The sequence below is a fragment of the Bacillus sp. PSXD-155 genome, assembly GCF_049310765.1.
GTDB lineage: Bacteria > Bacillota > Bacilli > Bacillales > Bacillaceae_G > Bacillus_A > Bacillus_A cereus.
Genome location: NZ_JBMOWC010000008.1, coordinates 143,784 through 160,911, shown reverse-complemented (window position 1 = coordinate 160,911; position 17,128 = coordinate 143,784). Strand labels below are relative to the sequence as shown.

The window sequence follows — 17,128 nt, the reverse complement described above, 5'->3', positions numbered from 1 at the left end:
TCAATTTAAGATTGCGGTACAGTCATATCACCAGAATGAATACGACCTGCTTTTTTAAGAACAATGTAAAGTATATAAGAAACAGCTACTGGAATGACGATATAAGTAATTACCATCGCCGGGAGAACTTCCCATCCTTCGCTGGAAATTAAATTAATTGGTGCGATAAGAGAACTTAATCCAAGACCTGCAATTTCTTTTCCTGCTTCCAGTTGGAAAATTAATGCGGATACCGGACCGACTATAGCACTGGCGACGACAGTTGGGACGAGAATCATTGGATTTTTAGTGATATTTGGCAACTGTACTTTCGGAGTACAAAGAGCTTGAGCTAATATGCCACCTAAATTGTTTTCTTTTGCTGAGATGACAGAGAATCCGATAAACTGAGCGACGCATCCGGCAAGAGCTGCACCACCTGCAACACCGTCTAAGCTAAGTGCGATCGCTAACGCAGCTGATGAAGCTGGAGAGATAAGTAATAGTCCCCAAACTACTGCAATGACGATAGAAGCGATAAACGGGCTACCAGCTGAGCTATCTTTAATAAACGCTCCAACTGCATTTAAAACAGGAGTAATATTATGAGATAACCAAATACCAACTAAACCAGAACCTAATATGGCCGCAAATGGAACGAGCATCATATCTAAAGCAGTTTTTCCGCTTAAACGTTTACCAATATATACAGCTAAAGTTGCTGTTAATAACGCACCGATTGGCTCACCTGTTTTAATAATTAGACCAGCTTCAGTAATTGAAATGGATCCGGCACCAATCGCTCCAGCTACCATAGCCGAGAAGATTACAAGACCATTTGCACCGAGCATAAAAGCAATTCCAGCACCAATGGCCGGTGCCATAAGTGATTTTGCAACAACTCCGATTGTAATAAGCAACGGAATATCAACAATTCTTCCTATATTTTCGATTAGTAAACCAATTCCGAGGGATACGAAAATACCTTGTGCGATTCCAGCAGATGCTTTAAATACACGAGACATTATATATTCCTTCATTTGTTTCACCTTCTTCTATAAGTTAGTAACCAATTGTTTTCATATAATCACGTAAAATATCGTTTGATTTTGCGAATCGAGATTCTTCATCCTCTGTTAAATTGAGTTCTACAACTTCTCTTATACCGTCTCTAGTAATAATAGCTGGTACTCCTGTACAAATATCGTATTCACCGTACTCACCATCTAAAATGGCTGATACAGCAATGACACGATGATCATCATTAAAGATTGAGCTTGCAATATATGCTAGAGAATTTCCGATTCCGTAATAAGTAGTTCCTTTACGTTTATAAATTTCCCATCCGGCTTTTGCAGTCTTCTCAACGATTTCATCTAAATCTATTTCACCAAATCGTTCTTTTTGTTCTTCTAAAATTTGCAGAATTGGCTTTCCACCAACAGTTACATGAGACCAAGCAACCATTTGAGAATCACCATGTTCTCCTAATGAATACCCATGAATACTACGAGGGTCTACATGTAGCATTTCAGATAAAATTGTTCTTAAGCGAGAAGAATCTAGTGATGTACCAGTACCGATTACGCGATTTCTAGGTAATCCAGATAATTTCCAAACTTGATATGTAATAATATCAACTGGGTTCGATGCAAGTAAGAAAATACCATCAAATCCACTTTCCATTACGCCACCAACAACACTTTCCATAATCTTCGCACTCGCTCCTAAAGTATCTAAGCGACTTTGCCCTGGTTTTGGTGCTGGACCTGCTGTAATAATAACGATGTCCATATCTTTGCAGTCTTCATAGCTTCCTGCATATACTTTTGTTCTTGTATTTGTAAAGTTAATGCAATGTGATAAATCCATTGCTTCCCCAACTGCACGTTCATGATTTATATCAATTAATAATAGCTCTTCGCAAATCCCTTGATTTACAATGGAATACGCACAACTTGATCCAACTAATCCAGTACCGATAATTGCAATTTTTCTTGTATGTCTTTTCATAGCAATCTCTCCTAAGTGATCATATAATCTATTTCTTTTGTTCTTTACACTCTTAATTATAGAGGTTCTCACGATAGAAACCATGGATACTTTGTGAAATATTGAACAAAGTGTTTGTCCTTTTTGTGAATTGTTATATTCCATTTTCGTCATATTTGTTACAACTGGAAAAATATTTATTATGTATTTATTGACATACAAAAAAATAAAACGAGCGAATCTATTTTCGCCCGTTTTTTCATCCAATTATTCTGCACTTAACTGACTTTTTAATTGCTGCACGATCATCGGATTAGCAGGTGCTGCCGGTTTGTAATAACTCTTTTGCTTTGCGTACTCATACATATTACGTTGGCGCGCCTCATCTTGATTACGAATTTGGATTAACGTTTGATGTAACTGTTCATTATCAGACTGAGCAATATAATTTGCATAGCTTGTTAAACTTGCATTCAATCCTGCTAAATAATCATTTACCATATCTTTTTCATTCATCTTTCTCTTCCTCCTATCCTAGGAAAGTCATTAATTGCTGTTTCGTATTTCGTGCATCTTGCGCATCTTTTTGTAGCATTTGTTTCAGTTGTGGATCTGTACACGTCTGTGCATACTGCTCCAACTTGTTAATAATGGTAGCGTGTCCACCAATCAAATGACGTAAATTTTCTACTTCAAGCTCTGTTAAGTTTTGCATATAACATACCCGCCTTTCTTTGTTCATTCATCATTAGTATTTGGTTCTTTTTGGATTGTATTCATCAACTTTTCCCACATATAAACAAAATAAAAGATGAATAGCTAGGCCATTCATCTTTTATGCTAAATATTCATTCAATTTTATAAAGAAACAATCATACTTATACTCACAAGTAGGTTCCATACAATATGTAAAATGATGCTAGGTAAAATAGATTGTGTTTTCTTATATAACATAGCAAATACAATCCCCATAATCATTGCCGTAACCGGAAAACCACCATGAAGAATCCCAAAGATAAAGGAAGAAATAATGATACCAACTAGAAAACTATATTTCTTTTCAAAAAATCGATACAAAATACCTCTATATAAAATTTCTTCTTTAATTGGTGTAATTATAGCAACACTTAACACATATATAATACTTTGTAGACTATTTTGAAGTCCTAAGCTCCCTAATTGATCTCGTTGCTGCTCTGCACTTTCAAAGCTAAACAACTCTAACATTACATACTGAGTTAATGCAATGATGATAAAACCTATTAATAAATACAAGTAGGTTTTCCCATTTTTTAAAATAGATACATCCCATATGTTCTTAATAAAATGAAGCACTGGTTTATACGCAAATAAAACAATAGTAACAACAGCTGCATCAAATAGAAGTAAATAATATCCCTCTAAATTAGCACGTAATACCTCTTCTCCAAAAATTCCAAGGGCTAAAGCAAGGAATAATCCCCCTAAGAGTGAGAACCCTAGAATGCTTGCAATCGTTACAACTAGATTTTTATATGTTATGTTATCTACTTCTCTTTCTGCATTATACGCGTCTAATACTGTTTTTCTCATACTATTCCTCCATTTGTTTTCATTACCTTAACAAAAACCCTTTAATACAAATATATAGATAATATAACAAATTTTTCAAAAAGAATAATATGCAATTTTACATATCATGAAAGCTTTGTATTATATAGTTTTTGGAATTAGATTACTATAGAATAATTATTAGATGAAATTCCAAAAATTTCTTATCTATCCACCATAACCCTCGCATCATATAAATTTTATTAGTTAAAGGAGCAATGAACATGAAAACACATGACTTCCTTACAGAAATCCAGAAGGGCTCTGAGCCTAGTCCATATCAAGATCCTATTGCTTTTATTTTCGTTTGCCTTTCCGTAGCTATATACACATTTTTCAAACCTGCTAAATAATATCATGTAATGAGAAAAAGCCTACCGTTCTTTTTGAATCATATGCACTAAAAAACCTTAGAATCACTTCTAAGGTTTTTGTTTGCCTCGCTTCTTATTCACGTAATCCTTTAATAAACGTTTCCAATAATACATGTAAACTTATATCCAGATCTAACGGCAAACCAAATCCGCCTTGCTGTTCAATCGAAGCAAATCCATGACAAATACTTCTGAATCCGCGTGTCGCATGAAGTGCATTCTCTCCTTCTAAGCCATACTGTTGTAAAACTCGAAGACAAAGCTTTACAATTTCGTCACCTGCTTTTCTTACTTCTTCATCTCGTAAAAAAGTTGCTTCATATAGTCCAGGATGTTTTCGGACAAATGCTACATACGCTTCTCCTAATGCATGAATTGCTTCATCCATACGTTTATCCTCGGCCGCTTCTTCCAGTTTGTTATGCAGCTGTTTTATTCCGTAAATACCAAGATTTTTCCGTACATCTTGTAACCCTTTTACATGATTATATAGTGAGGGCGAACGTATCCCTAACCTTTGCGCTAATGAAGCTAACGTTACTTCTTGTATTCCATTTGTATCTGCAATTTCTGCAGCTGTTTCTACAATTTTCTGTAATGTAAGTCCGATTCTCGGTGACATAAATTATCCCTCTTTCTTACTTTCTATATTCCGTTTCGCTTCCTTAATAGCAAGCCCTATAACAGCCCCTGGGTCCTTTATCATTTTTCCGTGCCCTGCCGCAAGCAAGGAAGGTTCATATTCGCTTAGCTTCTGTGCACTTTGTAATGATATTTCTTTGCTCCACGTCGCCATCGCTGGAAACGGAAACCAAAATTTCATTTGTCCCGAAACAGCCATACCTCCTCTTGTTTGAAATGCATCCCCAACAATAAGAGCTTTATTTCGTACATCAAGAAACGACATGGATCCTGGTGTATGTCCCGGTGTCATAATTGCAAGAAGCGATCCAACTCGGTCGCCATCTTCTAATAAAACATCAGGTACCGTTTTTACTTTTTTAGGTACACCGCCTTTTATCGGTATATTCGGTTCATCCTTTTGTAACGTCGTATCTCCTTCTAACAGCTTTGCGTCCCGCTTAGAAATATGGACTGGAACATGAGGAAGTACTTCCTTTAATGCATCTAATGCACCGATGTGATCATCATGCGCATGTGTTAATACAATCTTAGTAATTGGTTTCCCTATTTTCTCAGCCGCCTGTAAAATACCTTTTGCGCTATATGGCAAAGCCGCGTCAATTAAAGTTAAACTATCTTCTTCCTCTACAAAGTAACAATTTACAGGAAACGCTCTTGGCAAAAATGACAATTGATATAACGTTTTTTCATGTATCATCCTCATAGTCCCATCTCCCTTTTCACAAAAACTAATACCATTAGTTTTATTATACTAATGGTATTAGTTTTATGTCACTAAAAATTTCTTTTTTTCAAAAAAAAGAACAGTAGCCGTATAAACGACTACTGTTCTTTAAAGATATTAAACTGTGTAACGCTCATCTTCTAAAATTTTCGCAGCGATTTCACGTTTCTTCGGAATTACGTTAAGTGGTGTGTGGCGAGTTAATTTACGTAATGATGATAACATCATGCGCAGCATGTCGCCGTTTTCAACTGCGATAAGTGTTTCTTTCGCATCTGCTTCGATTTCGTTGAATGCTTCTTGGCAGAATACTTCAGTGTATAACACTTTTTGTTTATTCTTTTCAAGACCAGTTGTTTTAATTGCTTTTTCTGTACGAAGAACAGCTGACTCCATTGCGTATAGGTTGCTTACGATGTCAGCGATATTTACAAGAATTTCTTGCTCTTTATCTAATGCTTTACCGTATTTTTGAGCAGCTAATCCAGCTACCATTAAGCCGATTTTCTTCGCGTTAGTTACTAAATATTTTTGAAGTGCTAATGGCTCATCGCCTACTTCTTCTGGCATCATCATCATTAACTCTTCTTGTAATTTTTGTGCTTTTTGAAGAAGTGGTAATTCACCTTTCATCGCTTTACGTAAGAACGTACCTGGTACGATTAGGCGGTTAATTTCGTTCGTTCCTTCGAAAATACGGTTAATACGAGAATCGCGGTACATTCTTTCAATCTCGTATTCTGCCATGAATCCGTAACCACCGTGAATTTGAACACCTTCATCTACTGTATAGTCTAATACTTCAGAACCGAATACTTTGTTTAAAGAGCACTCGATTGCATATTCAGCGATAGAAGCTGCTACTGCTTTACCGTCTTTTACTTCTTCTTCAGATAATGTGCTCATGCGGCTTTCGAATAAACCTACTGTACGATATACAGAACTTTCAGCTGCATATGTTTTTGCTGCCATATTCGCAAGTTTCTCTTGAATTAATGGGAATCGAGCGATTGGTTGTTTGAACTGTTGACGTTGGTTTGCATATTGTGCTGAAATTTCTACTGCACGTTTCGCAGATCCAACTGTACCAACACCTAATTTATAACGACCGATATTTAAAATGTTGAACGCGATAATATGACCTTTACCGATTTCACCAAGTAAGTTTTCTTTTGGTACTAACGCATCTTCTAAAATTAACGTACGAGTTGAAGAACATTTAATACCCATTTTCTTTTCTTCTGGGCTTGTAGATACACCAGCGTATTCTTTCTCTACGATAAATGCTGAGAAATGCTCTCCATCAATTTTTGCATATACAACAAATACGTCAGCGAATGCAGAGTTTGTAATCCACTGTTTTTCACCGTTTAATACATAATGTGTACCTTCTGCATTTAAACGTGCAGTTGTTTTTGCGCCTAATGCGTCAGATCCTGAACCTGGCTCAGTTAATGCGTATGCAGCTAATTTTTCACCAGTTGCAAGTAATGGTAAATACTTTTTCTTTTGCTCTTCGTTACCGAATAATACGATTGGTAAAGATCCGATACCTACGTGAGCACCGTGAGTGATTGCAAAGCCGCCAGCGCGAGAGAATTTCTCTGCGATTAACGCTGAGCTTACTTTATCAAGACCAATCCCACCGTACTCTTCTGGTACGTCAGCGCCTAATAAACCAAGCTCCCCAGCTTCTTTTAAAAGACGAACTGAACGATCAAACTCATGTTGCTCTAAATATTCAAGCTCTGGAAGAACTTCATTTACGATAAAGTCCTCTGTCGTTTTTGCAATCATTTTATGCTCAGATGAAAAATCTTCTGGCGTAAACACTTGATCAATCGTAATCTCATCAACTAAAAAGCTACCGCCTTTAACCGCATTTCCTACTGTTTTTTCCATGAAAATTTCCTCCTTCATATTTTCATGAGCAGCTTCTCTCTTTTTGAAAGAAGCTGGCTCTCCCGTTTATTTTTTATAAACCTTTGTTGCTTCCATTCTTTGCTTTAGCGTCGTCTCGTTCTGAACAAGCCGCTTCCACTTTTTTATAGTAATTCAAATACTCCCGCTGCTCCCATTCCGCCGCCAATACACATTGTTACGATACCGAATTGTTCGTTGCGGCGTTTCATTTCGTGAATAAGAGATAGTGTTAGTTTTGCTCCTGTACAGCCAAGTGGATGTCCAAGTGCGATTGCACCACCGTTTACGTTTACTTTTTCTTCATCTAAACCAAGTTCACGAATAACTTGGATCGATTGAGAAGCAAATGCTTCGTTTAGTTCGAATAAGCCAATATCAGATAGCTCTAAGCCAGCTAGTTTTAACGCTTTTGGAATTGCAGCGATTGGGCCGATTCCCATTACTTCTGGTGGTACGCCAGCTACTGCAAATGAACGGAATTTCGCAAGTGGCTTCATGCCATCGCTCACTGCTTTTTCACGATCCATTAATAGTACAGATGCTGCACCGTCACTCATTTGTGAAGAGTTACCAGCTGTTACAGAACCGCGAACGTTAAATGCTGGGCGTAATTTACCTAAAATGTCTAGCGTCGTCTCTGCTCTTACACCTTCATCTTGTGCGAAAATGATTGTTTCTTCTTGCAGTTTATTGTTTGAGCCAACCGAGCGTAACGTCACATCTACAGATACTGTTTCATCAGCAAAGTTTCCTGCCGCTAATGCTTTGGCAGCACGTTGATGACTTCTTACTGCAAATGCATCTTGCTCTTCACGAGAAATTCCATATTTCACAGCAACTTGCTCTGCTGTATGTCCCATACCCATATAATATTCCGGAGCCGCTTCTACAAGGCGACTATTCGGACGAACAACGTGTCCCATCATTGGAACTAAACTCATTGATTCCGCTCCGCCTGATAATACAGCTTCAGAGTGACCAAGCATAATGCGCTCTGCTCCGTAAGCGATACTTTGTAAACCAGAAGAACAGTAACGGTTAATTGTAATAGCTGGAACATCGTAAGAAAGTCCTGCTAATCCGCCGATATTACGAGCCATATTTAAACCTTGTTCTGCTTCTGGCATCGCACAACCGAAAATTAAATCATCGATTGGTCCTTCATAATTTGCACGCTTTAACGTTTCCTTTACTACTAACGCCCCTAGATCGTCAGGACGAACTGTTTTTAATGAACCCCTCTTTGCTTTTCCAATTGGTGTTCTTGCTCCCGCAACAATGACAGCTTCTCTCATGAACGATATCTCCCCTCGTTATTAGTTACGTAATGGCTTTCCTTTTACAAGCATGTGCTGCATTCTTGCTTGTGATTTCATCTCACTTACTAAGCTAATAAATGCTTCACGTTCTACATCTAATAAATACTGCTCATCAACTTCTGTTCCGTACGGCACTTTTCCGCCCGCAATGACATATGCAAGTTTCTTCGCAATGTGAAGATCATGTTCAGAAATGTAACCTGATAAATGCATTGCTTCTGCACCAAGTACAAGAGTTGCATATCCTGTTTCACCAACAACTGGTATCTTTTTACGAATCGGTGCTTTATAGCCAGCTTCATATAAAGCAAGTGCTTTCTGTTTCGCATCATATAGTAAGTGATCACCATTCACACTAATACCGTCTTTATCGCCTAAGAAGTTGTTCGATACAGCTTCTTGTGCTGATGTAGAAACTTTCGCCATCGCTACAGATTCGAACACTTTATTCGCAACTTTTTGCAGATCAAACTCTACACCGTTTGGCATTTTATTTAAGTGTTTAATGTATAGCTCTTTATTACCGCCTCCGCCAGGGATTAAGCCAACACCAACTTCTACTAAGCCCATATACGTTTCACTAGAAGCTTGAATGCTAGCTGCTGGTAAGCAAACTTCTGTACCTCCGCCAAGCGTCATACCGTATGGTGCTGCTACAACTGGCTTAGAAGAGTACTTAATTTTCGTCATTGCATCTTGGAAGTTTTTCACAACCAACTCAATTTCAAAGTAATTGTCGTCTTGTGCTTCCATTAAGATCATTGCTAGATTCGCACCAACGCAGAAGTTCTTCGATTGGTTACCGATAACAAGACCTTTATAATTCTTTTCTACTTCATCAACAGCGTAGTTAATCATTTGCGTAATATCCATACCGATTGCATTGCTCTTCGAATGGAACTCTAAGCAAAGGATACCGTCGCCTAAATCAATTAAGCTCGCTCCGCTATTTTTCTTTAATACACCATTTTTCGCTTTTAATTGCTTAAGAGAAATTGCTTTTTTATTACGCTCGATTAGCTTATATTCGCCATTATCGTAATAGTAGCTATCGCCGTTATCATGTTTATAGAAAGTAGTGAAACCTTTCTCTAACATTTCTTTCACCCAAGTAGGAACAACTACGCCGTTTTCTTCCATCTTTTGAACAGATTTTTCAACGCCGATTGCATCCCACACTTCAAATGGCCCTTGCTCCCAGCCGAAGCCCCACTTCATCGCTTGGTCAATTGCAACGATATCGTCAGCAATTTCTTTATGAAGTTTTGCAGAGTATAAAAGAGTTGGTGTAATGATGTTCCATAACAACTCTCCTGCGCGGTCTTTTGCGTATACAAGCGCTTTCAATTTATTCGATAAACCTTTTTCTTGTTTACTTAACTCGATCGATGCAGCTTTTAATTTTTTACGAGCTTCGTACTCCATCGTTTCAGGATTTAATTCTAAAATTTCTTTTCCTTGTTTTAAGAAGAAGCCTTGACCTGTTTTGCTTCCAAGCCATTTTTTATCAAGCATGTCATGCATGAAAGCTGGTACTTTAAATACATCACGCTCTTCTTCTTGTACGTTTTCATATACGTTATTTGCAACGTGTACGAATGTATCTAAACCGACAACATCTAATGTACGGAACGTTGCACTCTTCGGACGACCAATAAGTGGGCCTGTTACAGAATCAACTTCCCCAATGCTGTAGCCGCGTTTTATCATCTCTTGAAGAGTTACTAATAAACCGTACGTACCGATGCGGTTTCCAATAAAGTTTGGTGTGTCTTTTGCGATAACAACGCCTTTTCCAAGAACGTCTTCGCCAAATAGTTTCATGAAGCTTAATACTTGTGGATCTGTTTCTTTCGTCGGTATTACCTCTAGAAGTTTTAAATATCGTGGTGGGTTAAAAAAGTGTGTGCCTAAGAAGTGTTTCTGGAAGTCGTCTGAACGACCTTCTGCCATTTTTTCAACTGAAATACCTGACGTATTCGAGCTTACAATAGAACCTGGTTTACGAACAGCGTCTACTTTTTCAAATAATTTCTTTTTAATATCTAAGTTTTCAACTACTACTTCAATAATCCAATCTACATCAGCTAGAAGCTCAAGATCATCTTCTAAGTTACCTGCTTCGATCAGTGCTAGATTTCCTTTCACTGTCAGAGGAGCTGGTTTTTGCTTCAATAGTTTCTGTACAGCCGTATTACTAAAACGATTTCTCACACTTTTATGTTCTAATGTAAGTCCCTTCGCTTCCTCTTCTTTCGTAAGCGCAGGTGGTACAATATCAAGCAATAATGTCGGAATACCAATATTAGCTAAGTGTGCCGCAATTCCCGAACCCATTACGCCTGAACCTAGAACAGCAGCCTTTTTAATTTGGAACATCCAATTCTCCCCCTATTCTTGAATGAATGCTCATTCAATTTTTCGACATAAGTCGCAATCAATGAGTGAGCCTCTACTAATAAATATATGATACTGTTTAAATTTTCGCAATATATTTATTGATAAAATTTTCTGAAATAAATATTTTTCTTTCATTTGGCTATGCTATACATGTGTATTTTCTTTGTTTAAATGCACTTTTCCTTTTTATAATCTGACGAAACTGGAGGAATATATATGGCAAAACTTAAGAAGAACCCTTCAAAGGCTGGAATTAGTGCAGCTAGTGTAACTGGAAACGCAGGTCCACATAATCAAGGTGTTGAAAAAGGACGCCAAGGTAATAACCAACAATATAAGAAGCATAATATGGGCGAAAAATAACGCTATATTTTTGGGCAGAGAACGTGGCATAATGATTAATGGCTGCTTTTTCTGCCCAATTTATTTGTACATATGGAAAACAAAAGAGGGAACGATGATGAAACGAACAATAGTTATGATTGTAATGATTGCTACACTATTTACAGGAATGATTTTCTTCTCTTATGCACAAAGGCAACAAGCTGTAAGAGCTGATCAACCTAATATTACTGGGCAATATGGAGTTACAATCGATGCAAAAACAGGTGAAATTTTGTATGGGAAACGCGAAGACGAACGTTCTTACCCGGCTAGTATAGCCAAAATGATGACAACCCTTCTTTTACTAGAGAATGTAAAAGAAGATGAAGAAATTACGGTTACAGAAAATGCAATTAAAACAGAAAGTCAAAGCAAGAAAATTAAACTTCGTGCTGGAGAAAAATTAAAGCGTGATGAGGCATTAAAACTTATGCTTATCATTAGTGCAGATCCAATAGCTGAATCAATTGCAGAACATATCGCAGGATCAAAAAATGAATTTGTGAAAATGATGAATGCTAGAGCAAAGGAACTTGGTACAAAGCATGCAACTTTCAAGAACGCAAGTGGTGCTGATGCAATTGGGAATAAAGTATCACCATATGACATTGCTATTATTACGAAAGAAGCATTAAAGTATCCAGTTGTTTTAGAATATATGAATTCAACACGTACAACTCTACATACTTCAGAACGCTCTCCAAACATCGCAAATTATGGACGAGAAGAACTATATGACGATCCATATGCGATTGGAAGTAAAAGCGGTCTATCAGCACTCGGCAAATATACAGTCGTAACAGTGGATGAAAAAGACGGTAAACGCGTCATTAACGTCGTATTATCTTCTACTCGCGCGCAACTATATCCTGATACGAAAAAAATGGCGCATTACGCATTTCAGCAATTAAAATAACCAAGGAGTATTTTCTCCTTGGTTATTTTTTAACCATACCTTTTAATACGAACGCAACGTTTGCTGGACGCTCTGCTAGACGACGCATGAAGTAGCCATACCAGTCGTTTCCATAAGGTACGTAAACACGCATTTTGTAACCTTCTTTTACTAGCTCAAGTTGACGCTCATTACGAATACCATATAGCATTTGGAATTCAAATTGATCCCTTGGAATGTTGTGTTCTTCGGCAAGTTTTTTTGTATATTCAATAATCGCTTCGTCATGTGAAGCAATTGCAGTATAATTCCCATTTAATAAGTGCATTTTAATAATTTTTTTATAATTGTCATCTACATCTTTCTTGTCCGGGAACGCCACTTCTTCAGGTTCTTTATAAGCCCCTTTTACAAGACGTAAATTAGGATTATAAGCGTTTAAGTCTTCAATATCTTTTTCTGTACGATATAGGTAAGCTTGAATAACAGTACCAATATTATCGTATTCAGATTTTAATTGTTTAAAGATATCAATTGTTTTCCCGCAGCGTGTATAGTCTTCCATATCAATTGTAACGAACACACCATTTTCTTTTGCAGCTTCTAAAATACGGCGCATATTGTTCATTACGATTTCATCAGAGATATCTAATCCCATAGAAGTCATCTTTAAAGAAAGCTGCGAATCAAGACCTTCTCTTCCAATTGCACGGATCGCTTCAATCGATTGGTTAGCCATTTCATTTGCTTCCGCTTCATTATCAACGAATTCACCTAAATAATCGATTGTTACACAAAGTCCTTGCTTATTTAATGCCTGAATGGCAGCTGTCGCTAATTCAATCGTCTCCCCTGCGACGAAGCGACCTGCACCAAAGCGTAAACCGTACTTTTTAGCCAGTTTTGTTAGCGCTTTATTTTTAGATAAGAAAAGAAACGAATTTCGCATTAATTGTTCCATGTAATTCACCCCTATGACTGTAATTTATCTGTTTTTTACCCCTCTTCAAAATTATATCATTGTTTAAAATTATTGGATACAAATAATTATTTAGATAATTTACAAAATACTATAAAAACATTTAAAAACCTATATTCTCGCATGTAAATATGAAGGGAATATTTTTCGACATTTAGAAAAAACGGGTTTACTAGGGCAAAAATAGGCATACCGAAAATATTCGACATGCCTATAAAACCCTTAATATTCCATGTAAATTATATAAGGATATTAATAAAGAAAACTTGAGGTAGCATTCACCTCAAGTTTTCTCACTGCTCATTTCGCTTCTCTTCATTCAGCCTTTTAATATCCGTAATTAACTGCACCATCTCTTCTTTCGCATCTGGATATGTCTCATTCCAATGCTTCACTAAAGCTGGCATCGTCTTCGCTATGTAAGAATAAAGTGCCCACTTCTGCACCTGCTCTTTTCTCTCTTCATTGCTCTCTCCAAGTAATAATTCCGTGTATTTCTCTAACAACCCGTCAAATTGTTCATTAAACTTTTCACTCATCTTATTTACCTCCTATATGAAAAAAGCAGCGAAAATCGCTGCTTTTTCTTATAATTTTGATCGAACAGAGTTTAATTTTTTCTCCATTGTGCTTACTTTATCACGACGATCATCAATACGAATTGTTGTTGCAACACGCTGTGCACCTTTCGTATACGGAACTTCATGCATTTGTTGAATTACTTCTAGAATGACAGGAAGATCTCCTTCAATAATTGTATTCATCGGCGTTAATTGATACTTCACGCGATCCGCATTTTTCTCTAGCACCTTTTGTACTTCTGCTACATATTCACTAACACTTGGATTACCTGTTCCTACCGGAATAATCGATACATCAACAATTGCCATAGTAGTCTTCCTCCTATAATCGCTTCTTATATATCCATTGTCTATTTTACCGAAATCCTCATCATTTTACTAATATGTTACTCTTCCACTTTAAACTGCTCAACTAATCTTTCTAAATCTCTCATATGTTCTGTCAAACTTTCCATCGTGTGAGCTACCTTTTCTAAATGATTCACCTGTGATTCCGTTGCAGCATGTACCTCTTCGGAAACAGCTGCACTTTCTTGACTCGTACCAGCAATTGTGTGCATTACCGCTGTAATTTCTCCTTGCTCGTAACCTATGTTATGTACCTCTTCTACAATTTTTTCAACTGAAGTACTAATCGTATTTACAACTGACATAATTGTGCGGAACTCCATTTCTGCCTCTGTCGTCACTTTATTTTGCACATCTGCAATGTCTTTCAATTTACTTACAACTTCTACAACTCTTTTTACTTCTACTTGCACATCACCAATCATCGTTGTGATTTCTCCGGTAGCCTCTTTTGATTGTTCCGCTAATTTCCGAACCTCTTCAGCAACAACCGCAAATCCCTTACCTTGCTCACCTGCACGGGCAGCTTCAATCGAAGCATTTAAAGCAAGTAAATTTGTTTGATCCGAAATGCCTTTTATAAGCTCAACAACATTTTGAATCGATCCAACTCTTTGTTCTAACTTATCCGATGCTTCTTCTGTATGAACAACAATCGAAGATGATTGTCCCCTCGTACGGATTAAATTCCTCATTGTATTTAATCCTTGCTTAGATGCCTCTTCCGCTTTGCCAGCCACTCCTTTTATTTCATCAACAGAGCTATTCATTTGTTCCACTGACTCCGCCATATTTTCGAGCTGAGCAGAAACTTCATCCACACTATTCGCAAGAGTAGAAGCTCCTCCGCTCACATCATCCATTGCTCCTGAAACTTCTCTACTAGCCGCCACTGTTTCGTTCGTTAAATAATGTAAACTATTCGTTGATTGTTGCACCGTTGATACGCTGTTTTTAATTTTACTTACCATTTCATTCATTTGTTCAACCATATCATTAAAGTGCTTCGTCAACTCTCCAACTTCATCTTTACTTGTCACTTTCATTCGCAGCGTTAAATCGCCTTCTGCTACTTTTTGAACGTGATTCTTTAATAGTTGCAGTGGTCTTGCTAATCTTCTTGAGAATAAGTAGGAAGCTACGATTCCAACTAATAAACTAATACATGCCATTATAATAACTGTATTTCTCGTACTATTTAATAGCCCATCGATCGTTTCTTTCGGATAAAAGATTCCTATCGTCCATTTCATCGTATCAAATGATTGACTATAAACAACTACATCTTCACCTTTTATTGTAGTGACCGCATATTTTGTTACCTCTTTATTTAAACTCTTTATAAGCGGCTCTTTAGAAACATCTTTCCCTATCTTTTCTGGATAAACAAGAGCCATATTTTTATCATTTATAATAAACATTTCTCCGTCATTATTGTATTGAATATTGTGAAGCAACTTCTGAATCGTCCCAAGCGATACATCCATCGCAACAACGCCTAATACAGACCCATCTTGAGCTGTAATTGCTTTAGAAACACCTACACTTAACTTGCCTGTTGCAATTTCATAAGAAGGTTGTCCCCAATGGACCTTTTTTACATCAGCCTCTGAATCTTTATACCATGGTCTTGTCGTTGGATCGTATCCTTCTGGCACTTGCCCACCTTCAGCAAGATTGGCACTTAATGTTTTTTTATCTTTCGTACCAATATATAAATCTAAAATACCAGGATGATTCTTTTTATACTCCGCAAACTCTTTCGTTAAAAACGCTTCCTCTTCCGGAGTAACCCCACCTTGAAGCATATTACGAATCATCTCACTGTTCGCGTAATACCCCATATCTTCATCCGTTCTTTGAACAAATGTCGTAAGTTGCTCTGTCACAAGATCCATCGCATTTTGAGAATACTCGTCTAAGGAACGCACTTCCTTTTCTTTCTGTAATTGATACACAGCTGTACCCAATATTACGAACATCATAGAAATAAGTACCGAAAACACTACCGCAATTTTTAAACGTAAACTTCTTAACATTTTCCCCCAAGCATCCCCTTCGTATTAAATTAAAATCTTATTAATCATTATATTAAGTATAATAGATAAAATTAAAAAATTGAAATTAATTCTCACCTTAATACAATTAGAAAACGGACTACCACTTGTGCAAAAACAAATAGTTCATTATCCTTAAAATATAATCTCATTCGTTCGGAGGGAACTATGTTACAAAAATTCGGTTTCTCACAATATGAAAGCCAAGCTTATGAAGTTGTCGTATCAAGCAATGAACCATTAGATGCTACAACAATTGTGAAGCATTCAGGTGTTCCAAAAGCCAAAATATATGAAGTACTAGCACGCCTAATCGATAAAGGAATGGTAATGGATTCTGTTTCAGAAAAGAAAAAATTGTATACAGCATTACCACTAAAACTAGCAATTGAAAAATTAACGACAGAATTCCAATCAAATATTAAAGAGCTGGAAACAAACATATCAAAAAAATCATTTACAGATGACCGTGTGTGGAGCTTAAAAATGCAATCTTCTATTCGAGTTCAAAGTAAAGAACTCATTGAAAGTGCAAAAGAATCAATCCGTATTTCAGCTTGGAATGATACTCTTTTAGAATATCTCCCTTTACTAGAACAAAAAGCAAAACAAGGTGTTCAAATTGAATCTCTTATTGTTGGAGAAGTAGAAACAGACTTAGAAAACATGCATTTTCTAATCCCAGCTGAAGAGCCTAATGCATTAGAGCGCTACTTGCTACTCATCGTTGACGATCGTGAAATTTTATTTGCTGGCGTAGAACAAGAGTCATGGCAAGCGATGAAAACAATGTCACAACCTTTCGTAAAGTTCTTTACAGAATTTTTCTATCACGACGTTGCACTTGCAAAGATCACCCAGAAGCACCACGATCTCTTTATGGAAGATGAGGAAATTAAGAGTTTGTTAATGAAATTAAGATACTAATTAAATAATAA

The 17,128-nt window shown here is 36.9% G+C and carries 17 protein-coding genes; 3 read left to right on the top strand and 14 right to left on the bottom strand.

Annotated elements, in window-relative coordinates:
* Window positions 1-5: 5 nt before the first annotated feature.
* From ACO6VI_RS11945 to ACO6VI_RS11900, 10 genes are all read right to left on the bottom strand, one after another.
* A complete protein-coding gene (locus ACO6VI_RS11945) occupies window positions 6-1,019 on the bottom strand; it encodes a PTS transporter subunit IIC (RefSeq protein ID WP_063548949.1) in 1,014 nt (337 codons plus the stop codon).
* A gap of 22 nt (window positions 1,020-1,041) precedes the next feature.
* A complete protein-coding gene (locus tag ACO6VI_RS11940; RefSeq protein ID WP_000820660.1) occupies window positions 1,042-1,992 on the bottom strand; it encodes an L-lactate dehydrogenase in 951 nt (316 codons plus the stop codon).
* 246 nt (window positions 1,993-2,238) lie between these two features.
* Window positions 2,239-2,487: a spore coat protein gene (locus ACO6VI_RS11935; RefSeq protein WP_001002981.1), complete on the bottom strand. Its 249-nt coding sequence runs from the start codon at window positions 2,485-2,487 to the stop codon at window positions 2,239-2,241.
* A 13-nt stretch (window positions 2,488-2,500) separates the two neighbouring features.
* Window positions 2,501-2,686: a hypothetical protein gene (locus ACO6VI_RS11930; protein ID WP_001180555.1), complete on the bottom strand. Its 186-nt coding sequence runs from the start codon at window positions 2,684-2,686 to the stop codon at window positions 2,501-2,503.
* Between the two features lie 143 nt (window positions 2,687-2,829).
* Complete coding sequence (locus tag ACO6VI_RS11925) at window positions 2,830-3,543, bottom strand: CPBP family intramembrane glutamic endopeptidase (protein ID WP_001232991.1); 714 nt, start codon at window positions 3,541-3,543, stop codon at window positions 2,830-2,832.
* A gap of 465 nt (window positions 3,544-4,008) precedes the next feature.
* The gene (locus tag ACO6VI_RS11920) at window positions 4,009-4,557 is read right to left on the bottom strand and encodes a TetR/AcrR family transcriptional regulator (protein WP_088020153.1); all 549 of its coding nucleotides are present in this window, start codon (window positions 4,555-4,557) and stop codon (window positions 4,009-4,011) included.
* A 3-nt stretch (window positions 4,558-4,560) separates the two neighbouring features.
* Window positions 4,561-5,283 carry an MBL fold metallo-hydrolase gene (locus ACO6VI_RS11915; protein ID WP_088020151.1) on the bottom strand — a complete coding sequence of 241 codons (723 nt, stop codon included), beginning with the start codon at window positions 5,281-5,283 and terminating at the stop codon, window positions 4,561-4,563.
* 138 nt (window positions 5,284-5,421) lie between these two features.
* Entirely contained in the window at window positions 5,422-7,206 is a 1,785-nt protein-coding gene (locus ACO6VI_RS11910) for an acyl-CoA dehydrogenase family protein (RefSeq protein ID WP_000416293.1), read from the bottom strand.
* A 143-nt stretch (window positions 7,207-7,349) separates the two neighbouring features.
* The gene (locus tag ACO6VI_RS11905) at window positions 7,350-8,522 is read right to left on the bottom strand and encodes an acetyl-CoA C-acetyltransferase (RefSeq protein WP_001206331.1); all 1,173 of its coding nucleotides are present in this window, start codon (window positions 8,520-8,522) and stop codon (window positions 7,350-7,352) included.
* A gap of 21 nt (window positions 8,523-8,543) precedes the next feature.
* On the bottom strand, window positions 8,544-10,925 hold the full coding sequence (locus tag ACO6VI_RS11900) for a 3-hydroxyacyl-CoA dehydrogenase/enoyl-CoA hydratase family protein (protein ID WP_098818386.1): 2,382 nt from the start codon (window positions 10,923-10,925) through the stop codon (window positions 8,544-8,546).
* Window positions 10,926-11,162: 237 nt separating this feature from the next.
* On the opposite strand from ACO6VI_RS11900, the gene ACO6VI_RS11895 reads away from it, so the two are divergent.
* Both ACO6VI_RS11895 and ACO6VI_RS11890 read left to right on the top strand, forming a co-directional pair.
* Window positions 11,163-11,309 (top strand): YuzL family protein, encoded by a 147-nt coding sequence (locus ACO6VI_RS11895; protein WP_001096346.1) that lies wholly within the window; start codon window positions 11,163-11,165, stop codon window positions 11,307-11,309.
* A gap of 97 nt (window positions 11,310-11,406) precedes the next feature.
* On the top strand, window positions 11,407-12,246 hold the full coding sequence (locus ACO6VI_RS11890; protein WP_000831465.1) for a D-alanyl-D-alanine carboxypeptidase family protein: 840 nt from the start codon (window positions 11,407-11,409) through the stop codon (window positions 12,244-12,246).
* 22 nt (window positions 12,247-12,268) lie between these two features.
* Here the strand turns inward: ACO6VI_RS11890 and ACO6VI_RS11885 are convergent, their stop codons facing one another.
* From ACO6VI_RS11885 to ACO6VI_RS11870, 4 genes are all read right to left on the bottom strand, one after another.
* Window positions 12,269-13,186, bottom strand: coding sequence for a proline dehydrogenase family protein (locus tag ACO6VI_RS11885; protein WP_000436780.1), 918 nt, complete (start codon window positions 13,184-13,186; stop codon window positions 12,269-12,271).
* 311 nt (window positions 13,187-13,497) lie between these two features.
* On the bottom strand, window positions 13,498-13,743 hold the full coding sequence (locus tag ACO6VI_RS11880) for a YusU family protein (RefSeq protein ID WP_001290594.1): 246 nt from the start codon (window positions 13,741-13,743) through the stop codon (window positions 13,498-13,500).
* 48 nt (window positions 13,744-13,791) lie between these two features.
* Window positions 13,792-14,094 carry an MTH1187 family thiamine-binding protein gene (locus ACO6VI_RS11875; protein ID WP_001018860.1) on the bottom strand — a complete coding sequence of 101 codons (303 nt, stop codon included), beginning with the start codon at window positions 14,092-14,094 and terminating at the stop codon, window positions 13,792-13,794.
* A 77-nt stretch (window positions 14,095-14,171) separates the two neighbouring features.
* Complete coding sequence (locus ACO6VI_RS11870; RefSeq protein WP_088020145.1) at window positions 14,172-16,172, bottom strand: methyl-accepting chemotaxis protein; 2,001 nt, start codon at window positions 16,170-16,172, stop codon at window positions 14,172-14,174.
* Between the two features lie 186 nt (window positions 16,173-16,358).
* Between ACO6VI_RS11870 and ACO6VI_RS11865 the strand changes: the two genes are divergently transcribed.
* The gene (locus ACO6VI_RS11865) at window positions 16,359-17,117 is read left to right on the top strand and encodes a TrmB family transcriptional regulator (RefSeq protein ID WP_000939479.1); all 759 of its coding nucleotides are present in this window, start codon (window positions 16,359-16,361) and stop codon (window positions 17,115-17,117) included.
* Window positions 17,118-17,128 lie beyond the last annotated feature (11 nt).